Origin of the sequence: Mycobacterium sp., from assembly GCF_019247615.1 — a bacterium.
Classification (GTDB): domain Bacteria; phylum Actinomycetota; class Actinomycetes; order Mycobacteriales; family Mycobacteriaceae; genus Mycobacterium.
This window is the reverse complement of the sequence record NZ_JAFBAT010000245.1, coordinates 1-20,750: the sequence shown is the minus strand read 5'-3', so window position 1 is coordinate 20,750 and position 20,750 is coordinate 1. Positions and strand designations below refer to the sequence as shown.

Genomic DNA, 20,750 nt, shown 5'->3' with positions numbered 1-20,750 from the left:
CCAGCCGGTCTTGGACAGCATCAGGTCCCACTCGTAGTCGTTGGTGAACAGGTACTTGGCGCCATCGATGAGCTGGCGGATCTCGTCCCCGGAGAGCCGGGCCAGCTGCTGGGACGGGTCTGCGGCGAACGGCAGTCCGAGATTGCGGCACTCGGCGGTGTGCACCAGCATGGCGGCCGGGTCGTTCGCCCCGATGATGACCAACTCCGGCGTGCCGATGGCCGCGACCACGTCCGCGAGCTTGATGTTGCGGGCCTCCGACATCGCGCCCGGGTAGAACGACGCGATCTGGGCCATGTCGATGTCCGTGGTGCAGGTGAAACGGGCGGTGTGGGCGCTCTCGGAGATCAGGACGTTGTCGCAGTTGACGCCGTGGGCCTGCAACCACTCGCGGTACTCCGTGAAGTCATCCCCGGCCGCACCGACCAGCGCGACGTCGCCGCCCAACACACCGATGGCAAAAGCGATGTTTCCGGCGACGCCGCCGCGATGAACGACCAGGTCGTCGACCAGGAAGCTGAGCGACACCTTCTGCAGATGCTCGGCCAGCAGCTGCTCGGAAAACCGGCCCGGAAACCGCATCAGATTGTCGGTCGCTATCGAACCTGTTACCGCGATCGTCACGAAATCTCCATCCCTCGTTAGCAAGGTCGCCTAGCTTACTCAGGCCTGTTGCGCTTCGTCGCGCCGCGGTCGGCGCAAAGCCGATGCGCTAGCCTGCCTGAGGACCCACCCAGCACTCACCCAGTGGTCACTCAGGACTGACCCACGTGGTCCCGATTCACCACCGTAGGAGAACCACCATGGCCGGTTCGCACCCGACGAACCACACCGCCGGCCCGGACGGACCGACGCGCCAGGCCGAGTCCCGGTCGGTGGAGTTCCCCGATCAGCCCAATTCCGGCGGCGACCCCGGGTTCGCGGCCTCGGCGGCAAACGACTCGAGAGCGCCGCACGCCGATTATGCTCGCCAACCGCCGTCGTCGACGTACCCGAGGCGCCGGTCCAGGCGGCGCCTGGTCATCGGCGTGCTGGTGACCGTGGCGCTGGTGGCCGCGATGACGGTGGCGATCTTGTACGGGGTCCGCACCAACGGGGCCAATACCGGGACGTCCTTCTCCGAGGCAACGGCCAAAACCGCAGTTCAGCAGTACCTCGACGCGCTCGAGCACCGTGACATCGACGTCATCGTGCGCAACACCCTGTGCGGCATGTACGACGGGGTGCGCGACAAAAGGTCGGATGCGGCACTGGCCAAGATGAGCAGCGACGCGTTCCGCAAGCAGTTCTCCGAAGTCGAGGTGACCTCGATCGACAAGATCGTCTATTTGTCGCAATACCAGGCGCAGGCGCTGTTCACCATGCGGGTGCAGCCCGCGGGCGGCCCGACGCGCGACGACGTCCAGGGCGTCGCTCAGCTGCTATTTCAGCGAGGCCAGATCTTGGTGTGCTCGTACGTCCTGCGTGCCGCCGGCTCCTACTGATCCGAGGTTCCGTTCGCCCGATACACCGGCCGGCCGGCGGGTCAGTTGAAGGAATCTCCGCAGGCGCAGGAGCCGGTGGCGTTGGGGTTGTCGATGGTGAAGCCCTGCTTCTCGATGGTGTCGACGAAGTCGATGGACGCGCCCTCGACGTAGGGTGCGCTCATGCGGTCGACCGTCAGGGTCACACCGCCGAACTCGGCGGTCAGGTCACCGTCGAGTGTCCGGTCGTCGAAGAAGAGGTTGTAACGCAGCCCCGCGCACCCTCCGGGCTGAACCGCGATGCGCAACGCCAGGTCGTCACGACCCTCCTGGTCAAGCAGGGCCTTCGCCTTGGCAGCGGCGGCTTCGGTCAGGATGACACTGTGGGTCTTGGCGCTCGGCTCGTTTTGCACCGTCATTGCTTCTCCTACATGGCTCATCGGTTTGAGCTCGTCGGTCTGGGCCGTTCACGGACTTTGAGGCCCGATCCCCGCGGGGAAAGTCCACTGCATCAACGGTACCTTGCCGGACCGCTATTCCCGAGTCGCGCGGCCACTTGTGAGGCCAATCCCATGAGCTGGTTTGCCGCATCTGCCTGCGCCAAGCGCACCGAGCCCGCGTAATCGGCCATGGACAATGCCGACATGATGCCCGACGACCGCACCGCCGAGCTGTCCAGGCCCACCTGGCCCGCGAGGACGATCACCGGGATCCCCAGCGGGTAGGCCGCGTCGGCCAGAGACCCGACCACCTTCCCGTGCAGGGACTGCTCGTCGAACCGGCCCTCACCGGTGACGATCATCTCCGCAGTCTCGAGATCCTCGGCCAGGTGCGTGTGCTCGGCGATGATCGCCGCGCCGGATTCGCAGCGGCCGCCGAGAGCCAGCAGCCCGGCGCCGATGCCACCGGCGGCGCCCGCGCCCGGTTCGGCGCCCACGTCGCGCCCGGCCACCGCTTCCAGCTCGAGCGCCCACGCCTCGAGACGCACCTCGAGGGCTGCGACGGTGGCCGGGTCGGCGCCCTTCTGCGGTCCGAACACCTTGGGGGTGCCCCACGGCCCGACAAGGGGGTATTCGGTGTCCGAGGCGGCGATCAGCTCCACGTCAGCCAGTTTTCGCCGGGCGACCTGCAGGCCGCCGAGCTCGGCGATCATGCCCTGCCCACCGTCGCTGCAGGCGCTGCCGCCCAGCCCGACGACGATCCGCTTCGCGCCCGCCTGGAGCGCCTCGTCGATGAGCTGCCCCACTCCCCTGCTATGCGCCGCGAGGGCGGTTTCGGGCGTGGGAGGGCCGCCGAGCAGCGCCAGCCCGCATGCCTGCGCGCATTCCAGGTACGCCGTCTCCGAGGCGGGCTCGTACACCCACGCCGCGTCGACGGTGTCGTCGAGCGGGCCCGAGACCCGAAGTCGGCGCTTCTCCCCGAGCCGGCTGGCCAGCACTTCCACAAAGCCGGGGCCGCCGTCGGACTGCGGGGCGACAATGAACCGGTCACCCGGCCGTGACCGGACCCAGCCGGTCGCGATGGCCGCGGCGGCTTGGACGGCCGTCAAGCTATCGCCGTAGCAATCGGGGGCCACCAAAACCTGCATCGCCGGCAACCGGAGACGCCCGGGTGCGAGGCCAGCGGAATCGTCATCCAAGGCCATCGTGCCGTCGTCCCTCATCGGTTGCCGTTCATCACAGTTAAGCGTAGGTCCTAGGGAGGCCCGGGTGCATGGGTAATCCCGATGCGCTCCAGGTCGTCCGCGACCGTTACCGGGTGGGCCACCGACGAAGTAACCTGGCCACTGTGAAGCTGCTGGGCCGGAAAAAGGGCCATGGAAAGGGCCATGGAGACGACGGCGACGGGGTAGCGGTTGCACGGTCGGCTGTCGATGCCGCGATCCATCCGGAGGCCACGTCTCGGGGGTCGGGCAAGACCGGCCCCAAGGGCCGGCCGACGCCCAAGCGCAGCGAAGCCCGACGAAACGCGCGGAAGGGCCCGGTCGCACCGGCGCCGATGACCGCGTCGGAGGCGCGGGCCAGGCGCAGATCGCTGACCGGCCCCAAACTCAGCCGCGAGGAGCGCAGGGCCGAACGGGCCGCCGGCCGCGCTCGGATGACGGAGCGCCGGGATCGCATGATGGCCGGCGAAGAGGCGTACCTGTTACCCCGCGATCAGGGGCCCGTCCGGCGCTACGTGCGCGACGTGGTGGACTCCCGGCGCAACCTGCTGGGCCTGTTCATGCCGGCGACGCTCGTCCTGCTCGCCGCCATGTTCACGGCCCCGCAACTGCAGTTCTATGCCTCCCCGGCGATGTTGGTATTGATGGCGGTGATGGGTGTCGACGCGCTCATCCTGGGGCGCAAAGTCAACAGGCTGGTCGACGCGAAGTTTCCGCAGAATACCGAAAGCCGTTGGAAGCTAGGACTTTACGCTGCGGGCCGGGCTTCGCAGCTGCGCCGTTTGCGGGCACCCCGGCCCCAGGTCGAGCGCGGCAGCAGTGTCGGTTGAGCTCCCGAAAGCCGGCTGATCCCGGTGCGCACGCTGGTGCTCGGCGGGATCAGGTCGGGCAAGTCCCGCTGGGCGGAGGAAGCCATTGCCGATTCGCTGCCGCCCCGGCAGCCGGTCCGCTACCTGGCCACCGGGCCGGTTGCGCGCGGTGACGCGGCCTGGGCGCGCCGGCTCGGGGAACACCGCGGCCGCCGCCCCGCTCATTGGGAGACGGTCGAAACCGACGACATCTCAGCCCAATTGCGGTGGTCGCCGAACACCCCCACGGTTGTCGACGACCTCGGCGGCTGGCTGACCGCCACCCTGGACCGCAACAACGGATGGGACGACGGGCCGGTGGCGGTACCGGTCCGCGAAACGATCGAAGCGATGGTGGCGGCGGTGGCCGGGTTCGGTTCCACTCTGGTGCTGGTGAGCCCGGAGGTCGGGTTGACCGTAGTGCCGGCCACGCCATCCGGCCGCCGGTTCGCCGACGAACTGGGCACGCTGAACCAGCGCGTCGCCGCGGTGTGCGAGCGGGTGGTACTGGTCGTCGCCGGGCAGGCGGTACCGATCAAGTCGCCGGCCACGTGATGGACTTCGCCTCAGTGTCGCCACCCGACGCGACAACCGCGGCGGCCGCCCGCGCCCGGCAGGACACCCTGACCAAGCCCCGCGGCGCCCTGGGCCGCCTCGAGGACCTGTCGGTGTGGGTTGCGTCGTGCCAGAACCGGTGTCCCCCAAGTCAATTCGAGCGTGTCCGGGTGGTGGTATTCGCGGGCGACCACGGGGTTGCGCGGTTTGGGGTTTCCGCGTACCCCCCGGAGGTGACCGCCCAGATGGTCGCCAATATCGACGCCGGCGGCGCGGCGATCAACGTTTTGGCCGACATCGCCGGTGCGACCGTGCGGATCGCGGACCTGGCGGTCGACGCCGACGCCGCCTCCGAGCGGATCGGTGCCCACAAGGTGCGGCGCGGCAGCGGCGACATCAGGGTGCAGGACGCCCTGACCGACGACGAGACCGTCGACGCCATCGCCGCGGGCCGGGCCATCGCCGACGAGGAGGTCGACGCGGGCGCCGACCTGCTCATCGCGGGCGACATGGGAATCGGGAATACCACCGCGGCGGCGGTATTGGTCGCGGCACTGACGAATTCCGAGCCGGTGGCGGTGGTCGGCCTCGGGACGGGAATCGATGACGCGGGGTGGGCGCGCAAGACGGCCGCGATTCGCGACGCCCTCTTCCGGACGCGGTCCGTGTCACCAGACCCGGTCGGGCTGCTCCGTTGTTGCGCTGGCGCCGATCTGGCGGCGATGGCCGGCTTTTGCGCGCAGGCCGCGGTGCGGCGCACCCCTGTCCTGCTCGACGGCATGGCGGTCACGGCCGCCGCGCTGGTCGCCGAGCGCCTGGCGCCCGGCGCCCGGCGGTGGTGGCAAGCCGGTCACCGGTCCACCGAGCCGGGTCACGGGCTGGCGCTGACCGCTCTCGAATTGGAGCCGATCCTGGACCTGCGCATGCGGCTGGGCGAGGGAACCGGCGCGGCGGTGGCGCTGCCGGTGCTGCGCGCCGCCGTGGCCGCCCTCTCATCGATGGCCACCTTCCAGGAGGCCGGCGTAGCCGGTGTGGCCGATGTTGCCGGCTCGTCCCCCTCCCCGTCGCCGTGATTCGTTCCCTGACAACGGCTTTCGCGTTTGCGACGGTGATGCCCATGCCGCGCGCAAGGAACGTCGCGATGGGGCGTGGCGCCATGACCGCGCTGCCCGTGGTCGGAGCTGCGCTGGGCGCCCTGGCCGCGGCCGTCACATGGTGTGGCGCAGTGTTTTTCGGCCCCGCCAGCCCGCTGCCCGGGCTGTTGGCCGTGCTGGCGCTGCTGCTGGCGACCCGCGGCCTACACCTCGACGGCGTCGCCGATACGGCTGACGGCCTTGGCTGTTACGGTCCGCCCCAGCGCGCGTTGGCGGTAATGCGGGACGGATCGACGGGACCGTTGGGCGCCGCGGCCGTCGTGCTGACGATCCTGTTGCAGGGGTCGGCCTTCTCGGCCCTCAGCGCGGCCGACGGACTCGCCGGAATCGTTGTTGCGGTCTTCGCCGGGCGGGTCACCGCGGTGCTGGCCTGCCGTCGCTCGGTGCCCATGGCCGACGGTAGCGCCCTGGGCGCCAGGGTCGCCGGCAGTCAGCCGGGCCCGGTCGTGGCGGCCTGGTTGGCGGCGCTCATCGTCGTTTCGCTGTGGGCCGGCCCGCGGCCGTGGGAAGGGCCGGTGGCCGTGCTGGTCGCGGTGTGCTGCGGGGCGGGCCTGGTGGGGCACTGCGTGCGCCGGTTGGGCGGCATCACCGGCGACGTGCTGGGCGCCGCGATCGAATTGACGACGACGGTGAGCGCCCTGACCCTTGCGGCGTTCCACTGACGAGCAGACGCAGATTCGCACGAATCGGTGCGGCAGGATGCGATTCTGCGTCTGTTCGCGGATTCACCCCAGCCGGGCCATCCAGCCGTGGGTGTCGGCGAAGGTGCCCCGCTGGATGCCGGTCAGCGTGTCGCGCAGTGCCATCGTCACCTCGCCCGGCCGCCCGTCGGCGATGGTGAACTCGCCGTCGGCGTACTTCACCCGCGAAACCGGCGTGATGACGGCGGCGGTGCCGCAGGCGAACACCTCGGTGATCTCACCGGCGGCGGCCTTCTTCTGCCATTCGTCGATGTCGATCTTGCGTTCCTCAACGGCGAATCCGGCATCGATAGCCAACTGCAGCAACGAGTCTCGCGTGATGCCGGGCAGCAGCGACCCGGACAGCTCGGGGGTGACCAGCCGCGCCGATCCGCCGCTGCCGAACACGAAGAACAGGTTCATCCCTCCCATCTCTTCGACGAAGCGGCGTTCGACGGCATCCAGCCATACCACTTGGTCGCAGCCGTTTTCGACGGCCTGGGTCTGGGCCAGCAGCGAGGCCGCGTAGTTGCCGCCGAACTTGGCCGCACCGGTGCCGCCGGGGCTGGCCCGCACGTACTCCGTCGACACCCACACGGTGACGGGGCTGATGCCGCCCTTGAAGTACGCCCCGGCGGGCGAGGCGATCAGCAGGTACCGGTACTGCTTGGACGGCCGCACACCCAGTCCGGGCTCGGTCGCGAAGATGAACGGCCGCAGATACAGCGCCTCCTCGCCCCCGGTCCGCGGCACCCACGCGTTGTCGACGGCCACCAGCTGGCAAAGGGATTCAATGAACAGGCTCTCGGGCAGTTCGGGGATCGCCAGCCGCCGACACGACGACCGCAACCTGGCCGCGTTGGCCTCGGCGCGAAACGACACGATCGAGCCGTCGGTCCAACGGTAAGCCTTGAGCCCCTCGAACACTCCCTGCGCGTAGTGCAGCATTATCGCCGACGGGTCGAGTTCGATCGGGCCATACGGGATGACGCGCGCGTTGTGCCAGCCCGCGCCCGAGGCGTAGTCGATCGACACCATGTGGTCGGTGAAGTATTTGCCGAATCCTGGGTCGGCCAAGATCGATTCGCGCTCCGCGTCGGCCAAGGGATGTGCCGCGCGGGTAACCGTGAACTCGAGCGCGCCGCTGGTCATGCGGCCGATTGTATATCCGCTCGCCGATAGGTCTCGGCATGTGAACGGCGGCCGTTAACGCGTTTTTGCGGCGACGAACGGCGGCCGCACCACTTCACATTCGACGGCGCGCCCGCGAACGTCGACGGTGACGTGCCGGCCGTCGTCGATGCCCGCGTCCGTGTCGATCAGTGCCAGCCCGATGCCGACCTGCAGTGTGGGCGAGAAGGTCCCGGACGTGGTGATCCCGATCGCGGCGTCCCCGGCCAGCACCGTCAGCCCCGGGCGCAACACCCCGCGGCCCACCATCCGCAGGCCGCGCAACAGGCGCCGCGGCCCCGCCGCCTTCTCGGCAAGCAGGGCGTCGCGGCCGAAGAACGCGTCTTTTTTCCACCCGACCGCCCAGCCGCATCGGGCCTGCAACGGCGAGATGTCCGACGCCAGCTCGTGCCCGTGGAGCGGATACCCCATCTCGGTGCGAAGTGTGTCGCGGGCGCCCAGGCCGGCCGGCTCGCCCCCGGCGGCGCTCACCGCCGCGGCCAGCGCATCGAACACCACGCCCGCGGAATCCCAGGGCGGCAGCAGTTCGTAGCCGTGCTCGCCGGTGTATCCGGTGCGGCAGACCCGCACCGGCACCCCCGAGTACGAGGTGTCCGTGTACTCCATGTAATCCATGCCGGCCGGCAGGCCGAGCTTGCCGAGCACGTCGGCCGATCGCGGGCCCTGGACCGCCAGCACGGCATAGGAGCGATGCTCGTTGGTGATGGTCACGCCCGGTCCCCAACCCGTCCTAGCCGCCGCCCTCAGCGCCTCGACCACGGCGGCGGTGTTTGCGGCGTTGGGCACCAGGAAGATCTCGTCGTCGTCAACGTAGTAGGCGATCAGATCGTCGATCACGCCGCCGGATGGGTTGCAGCACAACGTGTATTGCGCCTTGCCGGGACCGATGCGGCCGAGGTCGTTGGTGAGCGCGGAATTAACGAACCGCGCTGCGTCCGGCCCGCGCACCGAGGCCTTACCGAGGTGGCTGACGTCGAAGAGGCCGACCGCGTTGCGGGTGGCGTTGTGCTCACTGACGGTACCGGCATAGGACACCGGCATCAGCCAGCCGCCGAACTCGGCGAAGCTTGCGCCCAGCTCCCGGTGCCGGTCTTCGAGGGGTCCGCGTTGTGGCTCGCTCACGGCGTCCCACCCTAATCGAGCGCCGGTGCTGGCACACTTGGGCGGGTGTCCGATCACCTGGACTTCGAAGCGTTGGAAGCCGCCGGGATCGCCAACCCGCGCGAGCGCAGCGACCTGATCAAGTACCTGAGTGAGCTCGGTTTCACGGTCGACGACATGGCCGAGGCCGAACAGCGCGGACGGCTGTTCGGGCTCGCCGGGGACGTCCTGCAATGGTCGGGACGACCGACCTACACCATCGCGACCGCCGCCGAGCAACTCGGCTTATCACCCGAGGAAGTCTCCCACGCATGGGGTTTGCTCGGCCTGACCGTGGCCGGCCCGGACGTCCCCGTGTTGAGCCAGGCCGATGTCGATGCGCTGGCCACCTGGGTCGCCCTGAAGTCCATGGTGGGTGAGGACGGGGCGCAGGGGCTGCTGCGAGTTCTCGGCGCCACCATGGCCCGGCTCGCTGAAGCCGAATCGGCGACGATCCGCGCCGGGATGCCAGACATCCAGATGACGCACACCCATGACGAGCTCGCCACGGCCCAGGCCTACCGCGCAATCGCCGAGTTCGTGCCCCGCATCGGGGGACTCATCGACGTGGTTCACCGTCACCATCTGACGGGGGCCCGAACGCACTTCGAGGGCCTCCTGCGCGACAGCTCGGCAAGCGTGGTGTGCGGCATCGGTTTTGCCGACCTGTCCGGCTTCACCGTGCTCACCCACGCGCTCGGCCCCGCGGAGTTGTCGAACCTGCTCAACGAGTTCGCCGGAACCGTCGCAGACGTGGTGCACGCCGACGGCGGCCGGGTGGTGAAGTTCATCGGTGACGAGGTGATGTGGGTGAGCGCTTCACCCCTGAATCTCGCCGACGCGGCGGTGCATCTCGTCCACCATCCGCGGGCATGCGAGGAGGGTCTGCAGGTGCGCGCCGGCCTGGCGTACGGCAGCGTGCTGGCCATCAACGGCGACTACTTCGGCGACCCCGTCAACCTGGCCGCTCGACTCGTGGCCGCCGCGGCGCCGGGCCAGATTCTGGCCGCTGCGGAGCTGCGGGAGAAGTTGTCGGACTGGCAGGCCGTGGCCCACGGACCATTGACGCTCAAGGGTTTTGACGAGCCGGTGACCGCCTTCGAGCTACCCGGCAGGGACACTCCGCACTGACCGCTGGCCGCCGGTGACTAGGGTAAGTGCTCGTGACCACCGAACCGGCTTATCAACCGCCCACAGTCAACGTCGCCACCTCGCTGCCCAAACGAAGTGCGGGTTCCGCGGTACTGGTGGTGCCGGTCGTCTCGACGGGAGATGAGGACCAGCCGGGAGCGGTCGTCTCGGCAGCGGGGCCGTACCTGTCGGCCGACGCGGTTGCCGAGATCGAGTCCGGCCTGCGGGCCTTGGAGGCCACCGGTGCCGGCGAACAGGTGCACCGGCTGGTGGTGCCGTCGCTGCCGGTGTCCAGCGTGCTGACGGTCGGCCTGGGTAAACCGCGTTCGGAGTGGCCGGCGGACACCGTACGTCGTGCCGCCGGCGTGGCGGCGCGGTCTCTGGGCGGAGCCGAGGCGGTGATCACCACGCTGGCCGCACTGCCCGGAGAGGGCGTCTGCTCAGCCGCCATCGAGGGCTTGATCCTCGGCAGCTACCGGTTCACCGCCTTCCGGAGCGACAAGACCGCACCGAAAGACAACGGGCTGCGCAAGATCACCGCGCTCAGCTCCTCGAAGGACGCCAAGAAAAGCGTCGCTCACGGCGCCGCCGTCGCCACCGCGGTCGCCGCCGCCCGTGACCTGGTCAACACTCCGCCGAGTCACCTCTTCCCGGCCGAATTCGCCAGGCGCGCAAAGCTTTTAGGGGAATCCGCCGGCCTCGAGGTGGAGGTGCTCGACGACCAGGCGCTGCGCAAGGACGGCTATGGCGGGGTGATCGGCGTCGGGCAGGGCTCGTCTCGCCCCCCGCGACTGGTGCGGCTGACCCATCGGGGTTCTCGGTTGGCCAAGAAACCAAAGCAGGCCAAGCGCGTGGCGCTGGTCGGCAAGGGCGTCACCTTCGACACCGGCGGCATCTCCATCAAGCCGGCCGCGTCCATGCACTACATGACTTCGGACATGGCGGGCGCCGCCGCGGTCATCGCGACCGTCACCCTGGCCGCGCAGCTGCAGCTGCCCATCGACGTCATCGCCACGGTGCCGATGGCCGAGAACATGCCGTCGGGCACGGCGCAGCGGCCCGGCGACGTGCTGACCCAGTACGGCGGAACCACCGTCGAGGTGCAGAACACCGACGCCGAGGGCCGCCTCATCCTCGCGGACGCCATCGTTCGGGCATGCGAGGACAATCCCGACTACCTGATCGAGACCTCCACGCTGACCGGCGCGCAGACTGTCGCGCTGGGCGCCCGGATACCGGGGGTGATGGGCAGCGACGAGTTCCGGGACCGGGTCGCCGCGATCTCGCAGCGGGTCGGCGAGAACGCCTGGCCGATGCCGCTGCCCGACGAGCTCAAGGAAGACCTGAAATCCACCGTCGCCGACCTGTCCAACATCAGCGGGCAGCGCTTCGCGGGCATGCTCGTCGCCGGGGTGTTCCTGCGCGAGTTCGTCGCCGACGGCGTGAGCTGGGTGCACCTCGACGTGGCGGGCCCGGCCTACAACACCGGCTCCCCGTGGGGATACACGCCCAAGGGCGCCACCGGTGTGCCCACGCGCACGATGTTCGCGGTGCTGGCCGACATCGCCGAAAACGGCTGAGCGACGGTCTCACCCGCTCAGCAGCGACATCATCGCGCGGCTCAACTTCCGCCGCGGCCAGCCCGTGACGCCGTCGCCGGCAAGCGCCGCGTTGGCCGCGTTGCGCCCGCAGGCACCGTGCACCGAGCCGCCCGGGGTGGCCGACGCACTGCCGAGATAGAGTCCCTGCACCGGGGTTTCGGCACGACCCATCCCAGGTGCCGGACGGAAGATCAGCATCTGTGGCAATTGCGCGGTGCCACCGTTGAGCGCACCCAGATGTAAGTTGGCATCACTGGCTTCCAGATCGGACGGGCGCTGCACGAACCGGTCGATCACCGCGGCGCCGAACCCGGGAGCATGTTCCTCGATCACGCGGTCCACCGATTCGGCGAGCTTCTCGGCCGACGCGTCGTCGGCCACGTTCCGCGGCAAATGCGTGTAAGCCCAAACACTTTCGGTGCCCACGGGTGATCTGCTCGGGTCCGCGGTGGTGGTCTGCCCCAACAACATGAACGGATTCCGGGGCACCACCTTGGTGTTCAGGTCGGCCATCCAGCGAATCAGGCCGTCCCCGTCGGCCCCCAGATGCACGGTCCCGACGCGGCCCAGGTTGCTGGCCCGCCACGGGATCGGACCGCTGAGGGCATAGTTGACCTTCACCACCGGCGGATCCCAGATGTAGTTCTCCAGCTCGCGAAGCAGCTTGGGAGGCAAGGTATTTCGGGGAAGCATCTCGCAGAACAGGCGCGGTGCCGTCACATCGGCCACGATCGCCCGGCGCGCGCGGACGGTGCGGCCCGCGGCCGTCGTCACCCCGACCGCCCGGCCGCCCCGCACCTGGATGCGCGAAACCTCTTGTCCGCACTCGATTTGCGCCCCGGCGGAGCGCGCACGGCGCACCAGCGCGGCCGTCAGCTGACCCGACCCCCCGACCGGAACCGGCCAGCCGTCGTCTTGGGCCAGCATGGTCATCAAGAAGCCCATGGCGCCGCTGATCGGCGCGTCCGGCGGGACGTCTGCATGCATCGCGTTTCCCAGCAATAACACTCGCGGCGCCTCACCGTCGAACAATTGCTCTGCCATCAGGGTGGCGGGCTGCACCATCAGACGTGCGAGCCGCAGCGCCTCCGAGGTGCCGAGCTTGACCAGCAACCGCATCATCGGGCGCACCGGCGGAAACGGCGCCAACATGGCGTCGAGCAGCGGCGACTTGATCTTCTGCCACAGTTCGACGACGCGCAGCCAGTTGTCGCCGTCAGCGGGCTCGCGCCGCGCCAGCTCTGACGCGGTGCGGCCCGGGTCGCGGTAGATGATGGGCGGGTCATCGTCGGCCCCGCTGCGCGGATGACCCACGACAGCCGGTGCGTGAGACCACCGGAGCCCGTGGTCTTCCAATCGCAGCGAGGCCATCGCCGGCGAGGCCACCGTCATCGGATAGAAGGAGCTGAACAGGTCGGTGACGTATCCCGGTGTCAGTTCGGCGCTGCGCACGGCGCCGCCGGGTTCCGGCTGCGCCTCGAGCACCAGCACGTCCCATCCCGCGTCGGCCAGCATCGCCGCGGCCACCAGCCCGTGATGCCCGGCTCCTATGACGACAGCATCGGCGGCATCGCGCACGTCACTTCACCTGGCTCGGCTCCAGGCGTTCGGCGAGAGCGGCCAACCGCCACAGACACTCGCGGTTACGGGGATAGACCGCGGCCAGCGCGACGCGGTCGGGAATGAGCCGCGCCACTCCAGACACCGGCACCTCGATCATCTCCACCCGGCAACCATGCGGGGTGTCGTACAGGCGCAGCGTTATCCGCGCCGCACCGAGGGGCCCCAGCTTGGCGCGCAGCACGAGCTCGTTCGTTGGATCGCAACGTTCCACCACCGTCGCGTCGTTGATCACCAGCGGCCAGACGCCGACGGAGTGCCTGATCGAGGCGCCCACCTCCGGCCACTCGGGATCGACCGCTCGCGTTCGGCTGTTGCCCACGACCCACTGGGTATAGGTCCAGCCGTTTGCCATCACCTCCCACACCCGCTCGCGGGGCACGGCAATGTCACGCGTCGCGGTGATCACGTCAGGTCGTTTCTGCATACCGCCGCGGATACCCAAGCCGCCGGAAATCAAGCGTGGCGTCCCTGGGTTTACCGGCGGTCGCCAGTGGCTAATCCCCTACCGATCGAAATCGACTTTGGAATTGAGAGGCGAATCGTGACGGTACGACGGTTGATCATGGCGGTGGGCGCCGTGCTGTTGATCGCGGGTGTGATAGGGCTGCTGGTGCCGGTTTCGATTTCCGACGGCAACGGCAATTCCATATCCTGCGGAAACGCAATAGCGCCGGATACTTCCGCGGCCAAAAACGCGAACGACAAGAATGGCGCCAACATTCCGATTCTCAATCAGGTTCTGCCGCACACCGACTTTGTGGCGCAGTGCAACTCGTCGGTGCACGGCCGGCAAATGTGGACTATTCCGCTGGCCGTGATCGGCGTCTTGGGGATCGCAGGAGCGCTGCTGGTCAGACGGCCCGAGGGCGCTGCCAGAAATCTCTAGCGCCCGACACGCTCGACAGCGGATGCTAGATCAGGCGCACCCGCGCGGTGCTGCGTAGCGCCTGCGGCGCCACTCTCGAAAGGCCGTACAGGGCATAGGCTTCCGGAGCCACCGGGCGGATTGGCTTGCGCTTCTGGACGGACGAGAGAATCGCGTCGGCGACTTTGTCGGGCCCGTAGTGGCGCAACGCGAATAGCTTGTTCACTTGGCTCCGACGGCCGTTGACCTGCTCGGTTTTGCCGGCCGGCGCCGTGAAACGGGTAGTGCTGACGATGTTGGTGTCGATGATGCCGGGGCAGATGGTGGTCAGCCCAACCCCGGCCGCGTCGAGTTCGGCCCGCAGGCAGTCGGAGAACATGTAGGCCGCCGCCTTCGAGGTGCAGTAGGCGCTGAGCGAGCCGAGCGGAGAGTAAGCGGCCATCGACGCCACGTTGACGATGTAGCCGCCGGTGCCGCGCTCGACGAGCCGCCGGCCGAAGGATCGGCAGCCATTGATCACACCGCCCAGGTTGACGTCGAGCACGCGGTCGAAGTCCTCGGCGGGGGTGTCCAGGAAGGCGCCGGCCGCGCCGATGCCGGCGTTGTTGACCACGATGTCGGGCACCCCGTGCTCGACGCTGACCCGCTCCGCGTAGGCCTCGACCGCTTCGGCGTCGGAAACGTCGAGCACATATGCGTGTGCGACGCCCCCCCGGGCGGCGATTTCGGCGGCGGTCTCCTTGACGGTGGCCTCGTCGATATCGCTGACAACCAGCTCTGCGCCCTCCCGCGCGAAGGCGAAAGCTGTCGCGCGGCCGATTCCGCTGCCGGCGCCGGTGACCGACACCAAGGTGTCGCCGAAGCAGTCCCTCGGGCGTCCGACTTGCGCGCGCAGCAGCGCGCGGCTCGGCTGCTTGCCTTCGGCCAGGTCGGCGAAGTCGTGTACCGCCGCCGCCATGACCTGGGGGTGCGACATCGGGGAAAAATGTCCGGCCTTGATGTCGCGGCGCCACAGCCGTGGAACCCAGCGCGCGGTGTCGTCGAACCCGTAGGGCCGCACGTAGGGGTCTTGGGTGTTGACGATCAACTGCACCGGCACGTCGACCACCGGAACCGGCCGCTTCCTGGAGAACGAGCGAAAGTAGTTGGCGGGATATGTCTTTATTGAGTGCGCGGCATCGCTGGCCAGCTTGGCGGAGTGATGGATCTTGTGGTCGGGAATGTTGTCGACCATGTTGCGCCGCACCGGCGCCAGGGACAGCGCCAGTCGCACCTGCAGCGGCGCCAGCACCGGTACGGAGAAGTACACCATGTACAGCAGGCGCAGCGCTTGACTGATCGACCGGAAAAACCTGCGTGGGCGCCACGGTTGACGCAGGCCGCTGAAGATGTAGTTGACCAATTGATCCTGACTCGGACCCGACACCGACGTGAAGGATGCGACCCGGTCGCCGGCGCCAGGACGACTCAGGTACTCCCAGATGCCCACCGACCCCCAGTCGTGGGCGAGGACGTGTACGGGCCGCCCCGGGCTCAGCTCGCCGATCACCGCGGCGAAGTCGTCGGCGAACCGGGTCATCGTGTAGGCCGAAACCGGCTTGGGCACCGACGACATCCCGACGCCGCGATTGTCGTAGCGGAGGACCCGAAACCGCTCGGACAGCAACGGAACGACACCGTCCCACCCCACGTGCGAGTCGGGAAAGCCGTGCACCAGTACGACGGTCGGGCCCTCGCTGTTGCCCTCTTCATAGACCGCGATCCGCGCGCCGTCGGGGCTGTCGACGAATTGCTGGGGCAGCTGTTGTGGTGCCGGCATCAGACCTCCGCGCTCGTGTTACGTCGCCACACGGTAGCAAGCCCCTTCGGGCCGAACGGGCATGCGCGGGCCGTCCGCCCCTGGAGGTGTGTGGACACGAGCGCAATGACAGGATGGATTCGACATCAACTCGGGTTTCGCCCCCGGCCCGCGACGGTGTGGTAAGCCAGATGTCGACCCGCGCCGACCACGAGCGATCGAGGAGTCAAAAGAGATGGCCTTCTCAGTGCAGATGCCGGCACTCGGCGAGAGCGTCACCGAGGGAACGGTCACGCGCTGGCTCAAGCAGGAAGGCGACACAGTCGAAGTCGACGAGCCACTTGTCGAGGTTTCGACCGACAAGGTTGACACCGAAATCCCTTCCCCCGCCGCGGGTGTGCTGACGAAGATCATCGCCCAGGAGGACGACACGGTCGAGGTTGGCGGCGAACTCGCGATCATCGGCGACGCCTCCGAAGGCGGCGCGCCGGCAGCGCCCGCCCAGGCGCCAAGCCAACCGGAACCCCAGGCCCCGCCCGAGGAGAAGGCCACACCGGAACCGGAACCCGAGCCCCAATCCGCGGCGCCGGCGCAGCAGGGCTCCGGCAATGGCGCGACCCCGGTGCTGATGCCCGAGCTGGGTGAGTCGGTGACCGAGGGAACCGTCACTCGCTGGCTCAAGAAGGTGGGGGATTCCGTTCAGGTGGACGAGCCGCTGGTGGAGGTGTCGACCGACAAGGTGGACACCGAAATCCCGTCGCCGGTGGCCGGCGTGCTGGTCAGCATCACCGCCGACGAAGACGCCACCGTACCCGTCGGCGGCGAGTTGGCCCGGATCGGTGTCGGTGCCGAGGCCGCCGCGCCGGCCGCCCCGGCCCCTAAACCGCCGGCACCCAAACCCGAACCCAAACCCGAAGCCAAGCCCGAATCGGGGCCCCAACCGGAGCCGAAACCCGAAGCCCAGCCCGTTTCACGGCCCGAGCCGTCGGCCAAACCAGCCCCCACGCCCGAGCCACGACCCGAGCCGGTCCGCGCGGAGCCCGTCGCGGCGGGCGACGGCTCGGATGCAGACGGGACGCCGTACGTGACTCCCTTGGTTCGAAAACTGGCTACCGAGAACAAGATCGACCTCGCGGAAGTCAAGGGAACCGGGGTGGGCGGTCGCATCCGCAAGCAGGACGTGCTCGCCGCAGCTGAGCAGAAATCTCGGCAAAGGGAAGGCACCACGAAGGCGGCAGCGCCGGCCGCGACACCGGCTGCCGACGGCGGGAAGGCGGCCCCCGCGGCCGCGCCCACTCCGGCACCTGCGCTCGCGCACCTGCGGGGCACCACCCAGAAGGCCAGCCGGATCCGTCAGATCACCGCCGCCAAGACGCGCGAATCCCTGCAGGCCACCGCCCAGCTCACCCAGACCCATGAGGTCGACATGACCAAGATCGTCGGGTTGCGGGCCAGGGCCAAGGCTGCGTTCGCCGAGCGTGAGGGCGTAAATCTCACCTTCCTGCCGTTTTTCGCCAGGGCCGTGATCGACGCGCTCAAGATCCACCCCAACGTCAACGCCAGCTATAACGAGGAAACCAGGGAGATCACTTATTACGACGCCGAGCACCTGGGCTTCGCGGTCGACACCGAGCAGGGCCTGCTCTCCCCCGTCGTCCACAATGCGGGTGATTTGTCGTTGGCGGGTCTTGCCAGGGCCATCGCCGACATCGCCGCACGCGCCCGGTCGGGGAACTTGAAGCCCGACGAGTTATCCGGTGGCACCTTCACCATCACCAACATCGGCAGCCAGGGCGCATTGTTCGACACCCCGATCCTGGTGCCGCCGCAGGCGGCCATGTTGGGCACCGGCGCTATCGTCAAACGCCCGCGGGTGGTGGTCGACGACAGCGGCAACGAATCGATCGGGGTCCGCTCGGTGTGCTATCTGCCGCTGACCTACGACCATCGGCTGATCGACGGGGCCGACGCCGGACGTTTCCTCACCACGATCAAGCACCGCCTCGAAGAGGGAGCGTTCGAGGCCGACTTGGGTCTCTAGGAGGGCTCGGAAAACTGTGGCCAAGCCGGTCATCGCAATAGCGGGCTCCTCTGGTCTGATCGGTTCTGCATTGGCCGCGGCACTGCGGGCCGCCGACCACCCGGTCGTGCGCATCGTGCGCCGGACGCCGGCTAATGCCGACGAGTTGCACTGGAACCCCGAGAGCGGCGAGTTCGATTCCCACGCGCTGGCCGACGTGGACGCGGTGGTCAACCTGTGCGGGGTCAACATCGGCCGGCGTCGATGGTCGGGAGCCTTCAAACAAAGCCTGCGCGATAGCCGCATCGCGCCGACCGAGGTGCTGGCCAACGCCGTAGCCGAGGCTGGTGTCGACACCTTCATAAACGCCAGCGCGGTCGGTTACTACGGAAACACCAAAGACCATGTGGTCGATGAAAGCGACAGAGCCGGAAGGGGTTTCCTGGCGCAGCTGTGCGAGGACTGGGAAGCCGCCACGCTGCCGGCGCAATACGCCGGCGCCCGGGTGGTGCTGGCCCGCACCGGCCTGGTGCTCGCGCGCTCGGGCGGTGTGCTGCGCCGGTTACGGCCGCTGTTCACCGTGGGCCTCGGCGCCCGGCTGGGCAGCGGCCGGCAGTACATGTCATGGATCAGCCTCGAGGACGAAGTGCGCGCACTGTTGTTCGCAATCTCCGAACCGTCGCTGTCCGGTCCGGTGAATCTGACCGGCCCGGCGCCGGTCACCAACGCCGAGTTCACCACCGCGTTCGGGCGCGCGATCAACCGCCCCACACCGTTCATCGTGCCGAGTTTCGCGGTGCGGGCCGCCCTCGGCGAGTTCGCCGACGAGGGGCTGCTCATCGGCCAGCGCGCCATCCCGTCCGCGCTCGAGCGCGCCGGTTTCCAGTTCCACCACAACACCATTGGCGAGGCGCTGGACTACGCCACCGCCGGTCTCGACCACGATTAGTCACCGGTGCGGAGCTAGGGCTGAGCTAGGGCGGGTAAAAGTTTGCCGAAACGCGGCACCATCGGGTCGGCGTGGGCATACGCTATTCAACGGTTGTCATATTCGTCCGACAAGGACCCGTCGACGTTTTGGCCGGAGGACAACGATGTCGTATCTACAGGTAGCCCCCGAGTTCGTCGCTTCGGCGGCAACGGACCTGTCCAACCTCGGCTCGACGCTCACCGCCGCGAATGCGGCGGCGGCGGCCCCGACTACCGGCGTCGTGGCTGCCGCCGAGGACGAGGTGTCGGCGGCAATCGCATCGCTGTTTTCCTCGCACGGTCAGGCCTACCAGCAACTTGGCGCGCAAGCCGCGGCTTTTCATTCTCGGTTCGTCACCGCGTTGGGCTCCGGCGGCTTGGCCTATGCGGCCGCCGAGGTCGCCAACTTGGCGCCGCTGCAGAGTGGTGGCGCGCCGGCGCAGGGGATAATGCAGGAGCTGGCCAGCCTGGCGTTCTTCACGCCGGTGAAGGACCTGACGGGGCGTCCTCTACTCGGCCCCGGCCTCAATGGAAAGCCCGGTACCGGGCAGGCCGGTGGGGACGGCGGGTGGCTTTTCGGCAATGGCGGCAAGGGCGCTTCCGGCGCGCCCGGGCAGCCTGGCGGTGCCGGCGGTAGCGCCTTTTTGATCGGCAACGGCGGCAAGGGCGGACCCGGCGGGGTCGGCACCACCGGCACCGCGGGGGTCGCGGGCGTCAACGGAGGCAACGGCGCGGCGGGCGGGACCGGCGGGACCGGCGGGCACGGCGGTAGCGGCGGACTGATCTACGGCAACGCCGGTGCCGGCGGCAGCGGCGGTCAGGGCGGCCTAGGCGGTGCCGGCGTCAACGCCGGCGCCGCCAACGGCGCCGGCAACGGCGGCAACGGCGGCAACGGCGGTGCCCCCGGCCTGGCTGGGACCAGCCATGGATTCATCGGCAGCGCGGCCGCCGCGGGCATCATGGGCAACGGCGGCAACGGCGGCGGCGGCGGTGGCGGCGGAAGCACCAGCACCCCCGGCGCCACCGGCGACGCCGGGGGCAACGGCGGCAACGGAGGCAACGGCTTCAACGGCGGCAACGGCGGCAACGGCGGTGGCGGCGGTGTCGGCGCCCTGGTCGCGCCCGGCGGCATCGCCGGCGGTGGCGGTGGCGGCGGCGGCCAAGGTGGCAATAGCACCGGCGGCGGTCACGGCGGCACCGGCGGCGCCGGCGGCGGCGGCGGCAACGCGTCAGTACAGGACATCGGCACCAGCCAATTCGCCTTCGGTAACGGCGGCGGCGGCGGTCAAGGCGGCGGCCCCGCCGGCACGGTCGGCGGCCCCGGCGGCGGTGGCGGCAGCGGCGGCTCCGCCGCCGTCGGTAACAACGGCGCGCCGTTCGGCGGTGCCGGCGCAAATGGCGCCGGCACGGGCGGCGGCCTAGGGGCGCCAGGCAGTGGCGCCCACGCCGGCGGCAATGCCGCCGGCGACATCGCCGCCGGCGGCGGCGGTGGAGGCGGCGGCGGTGGTATTGCCGGTGGTATCGGCGGCGCCGGCGGCAACGGCGGAACAACGTCCGCCAGTGGTGGCGGGCTTAATTCCATGGCCCCCGGCGGTAACGGCGGCGGCGCAGGCACCGCTGGCCAGAACGGCAGCGGGCAGCCGGTGCCGCCCACCACCTCCCCAGGTGCCGGCGGCACAGCCGGCGCCGGCGGGGGCGGCGGTGGCGGTGGCGGCGGCGAAACCCTCATCCAGGGAGCCGGCGGGAGCCCGTTCGGTCAGGGCGGCGACGGCGGCAACGGCGGCCCCTAGCAAGGGCTGACATTGGCAGCCGCCCGCGACGGAGCCAGCGGCGACAACAACAGGCAAACCGGTATCGACGGATTGGCGGCCCGCTCGCTGCACCCGCGACGCGCCAACCGGCGGTGTCGATCCCCCGGGTAACCTCGCGACCATGGGTTCCATCCGGTCGCAGACGACCCCAGTCGACGTACGCCAACTCGGCACCGTCGAATACCGCACCGCGTGGCAACTCCAGCGCGACCTGGCCGACGCCAGGGTGGCCGGCGGC

The 20,750-nt window shown here is 69.3% G+C and carries 19 protein-coding genes and 1 pseudogene; 12 read left to right on the top strand and 8 right to left on the bottom strand.

Annotated elements, in window-relative coordinates:
* Positions 1-624: PfkB family carbohydrate kinase (locus JO059_RS16865; RefSeq protein WP_293320698.1), on the bottom strand; the 624-nt coding region annotated here is incomplete at its 3' end.
* Between the two features lie 179 nt (positions 625-803).
* Between JO059_RS16865 and JO059_RS16860 the strand changes: the two genes are divergently transcribed.
* Positions 804-1,484 (top strand): hypothetical protein, encoded by a 681-nt coding sequence (locus JO059_RS16860; RefSeq protein WP_293320696.1) that lies wholly within the window; start codon positions 804-806, stop codon positions 1,482-1,484.
* A gap of 41 nt (positions 1,485-1,525) precedes the next feature.
* Here JO059_RS16860 and JO059_RS16855 read toward each other — a convergent pair whose 3' ends face one another.
* Together JO059_RS16855 and JO059_RS16850 are read right to left on the bottom strand one after the other, a co-directional pair.
* Entirely contained in the window at positions 1,526-1,882 is a 357-nt protein-coding gene (locus JO059_RS16855) for an iron-sulfur cluster assembly accessory protein (protein ID WP_293320694.1), read from the bottom strand.
* Between the two features lie 92 nt (positions 1,883-1,974).
* Positions 1,975-3,051, bottom strand: a complete 1,077-nt coding sequence (locus JO059_RS16850; RefSeq protein WP_293320704.1) for a glycerate kinase — start codon at positions 3,049-3,051, stop codon at positions 1,975-1,977.
* Between the two features lie 200 nt (positions 3,052-3,251).
* On the opposite strand from JO059_RS16850, the gene JO059_RS16845 reads away from it, so the two are divergent.
* The 4 genes from JO059_RS16845 to JO059_RS16830 are packed head-to-tail and all read left to right on the top strand — an operon-like array spanning position 3,252 to position 6,345.
* Positions 3,252-3,956 (top strand): DUF3043 domain-containing protein, encoded by a 705-nt coding sequence (locus tag JO059_RS16845; protein WP_293320702.1) that lies wholly within the window; start codon positions 3,252-3,254, stop codon positions 3,954-3,956.
* 24 nt (positions 3,957-3,980) lie between these two features.
* Positions 3,981-4,529, top strand: coding sequence for a bifunctional adenosylcobinamide kinase/adenosylcobinamide-phosphate guanylyltransferase (locus tag JO059_RS16840; protein WP_293320692.1), 549 nt, complete (start codon positions 3,981-3,983; stop codon positions 4,527-4,529).
* Positions 4,526-5,602, top strand: coding sequence for a nicotinate-nucleotide--dimethylbenzimidazole phosphoribosyltransferase (cobT, locus tag JO059_RS16835; RefSeq protein WP_293320690.1), 1,077 nt, complete (start codon positions 4,526-4,528; stop codon positions 5,600-5,602). Before JO059_RS16840 ends, cobT begins: the two co-directional genes overlap by 4 nt.
* Positions 5,599-6,345, top strand: a complete 747-nt coding sequence (locus JO059_RS16830; RefSeq protein WP_293320688.1) for an adenosylcobinamide-GDP ribazoletransferase — start codon at positions 5,599-5,601, stop codon at positions 6,343-6,345. Before cobT ends, JO059_RS16830 begins: the two co-directional genes overlap by 4 nt.
* A gap of 63 nt (positions 6,346-6,408) precedes the next feature.
* Here JO059_RS16830 and JO059_RS16825 read toward each other — a convergent pair whose 3' ends face one another.
* Both JO059_RS16825 and gcvT read right to left on the bottom strand, forming a co-directional pair.
* Positions 6,409-7,515: a branched-chain amino acid aminotransferase gene (locus tag JO059_RS16825; protein ID WP_293320686.1), complete on the bottom strand. Its 1,107-nt coding sequence runs from the start codon at positions 7,513-7,515 to the stop codon at positions 6,409-6,411.
* A gap of 54 nt (positions 7,516-7,569) precedes the next feature.
* Positions 7,570-8,676: a glycine cleavage system aminomethyltransferase GcvT gene (gcvT, locus tag JO059_RS16820; protein WP_293320684.1), complete on the bottom strand. Its 1,107-nt coding sequence runs from the start codon at positions 8,674-8,676 to the stop codon at positions 7,570-7,572.
* Positions 8,677-8,721: 45 nt separating this feature from the next.
* Between gcvT and JO059_RS16815 the strand changes: the two genes are divergently transcribed.
* Both JO059_RS16815 and JO059_RS16810 read left to right on the top strand, forming a co-directional pair.
* On the top strand, positions 8,722-9,825 hold the full coding sequence (locus JO059_RS16815; protein WP_293320682.1) for an adenylate/guanylate cyclase domain-containing protein: 1,104 nt from the start codon (positions 8,722-8,724) through the stop codon (positions 9,823-9,825).
* A 32-nt stretch (positions 9,826-9,857) separates the two neighbouring features.
* The gene (locus JO059_RS16810) at positions 9,858-11,405 is read left to right on the top strand and encodes a leucyl aminopeptidase (protein WP_293320680.1); all 1,548 of its coding nucleotides are present in this window, start codon (positions 9,858-9,860) and stop codon (positions 11,403-11,405) included.
* Between the two features lie 9 nt (positions 11,406-11,414).
* Here JO059_RS16810 and JO059_RS16805 read toward each other — a convergent pair whose 3' ends face one another.
* On the bottom strand, positions 11,415-13,004 hold the full coding sequence (locus tag JO059_RS16805) for an NAD(P)/FAD-dependent oxidoreductase (RefSeq protein ID WP_293320678.1): 1,590 nt from the start codon (positions 13,002-13,004) through the stop codon (positions 11,415-11,417).
* A gap of 1 nt (position 13,005) precedes the next feature.
* Positions 13,006-13,455, bottom strand: a complete 450-nt coding sequence (locus JO059_RS16800; protein WP_293320700.1) for an SRPBCC family protein — start codon at positions 13,453-13,455, stop codon at positions 13,006-13,008.
* 135 nt (positions 13,456-13,590) lie between these two features.
* Between JO059_RS16800 and JO059_RS16795 the strand changes: the two genes are divergently transcribed.
* The gene (locus JO059_RS16795) at positions 13,591-13,935 is read left to right on the top strand and encodes an aminopeptidase (protein ID WP_293320676.1); all 345 of its coding nucleotides are present in this window, start codon (positions 13,591-13,593) and stop codon (positions 13,933-13,935) included.
* Positions 13,936-13,960: 25 nt separating this feature from the next.
* Here the strand turns inward: JO059_RS16795 and JO059_RS16790 are convergent, their stop codons facing one another.
* The gene (locus JO059_RS16790; protein ID WP_293320674.1) at positions 13,961-15,733 is read right to left on the bottom strand and encodes an SDR family oxidoreductase; all 1,773 of its coding nucleotides are present in this window, start codon (positions 15,731-15,733) and stop codon (positions 13,961-13,963) included.
* Positions 15,734-15,947: 214 nt separating this feature from the next.
* Here JO059_RS16790 and sucB point away from each other — a divergent pair, with 214 nt between their 5' ends.
* The 4 genes and pseudogenes from sucB to JO059_RS16770 form a co-directional block, all read left to right on the top strand.
* Positions 15,948-17,753, top strand: a complete 1,806-nt coding sequence (sucB, locus tag JO059_RS16785; RefSeq protein WP_293320672.1) for a 2-oxoglutarate dehydrogenase, E2 component, dihydrolipoamide succinyltransferase — start codon at positions 15,948-15,950, stop codon at positions 17,751-17,753.
* Positions 17,754-17,769: 16 nt separating this feature from the next.
* The gene (locus JO059_RS16780) at positions 17,770-18,681 is read left to right on the top strand and encodes a TIGR01777 family oxidoreductase (RefSeq protein ID WP_293320670.1); all 912 of its coding nucleotides are present in this window, start codon (positions 17,770-17,772) and stop codon (positions 18,679-18,681) included.
* Positions 18,682-18,826: 145 nt separating this feature from the next.
* Positions 18,827-20,491 carry a PE family protein gene (locus JO059_RS16775; protein ID WP_293320668.1) on the top strand — a complete coding sequence of 555 codons (1,665 nt, stop codon included), beginning with the start codon at positions 18,827-18,829 and terminating at the stop codon, positions 20,489-20,491.
* A gap of 142 nt (positions 20,492-20,633) precedes the next feature.
* Positions 20,634-20,750 (top strand): annotated as a pseudogene (locus JO059_RS16770) (lipoyl(octanoyl) transferase LipB); the annotation flags it as partial.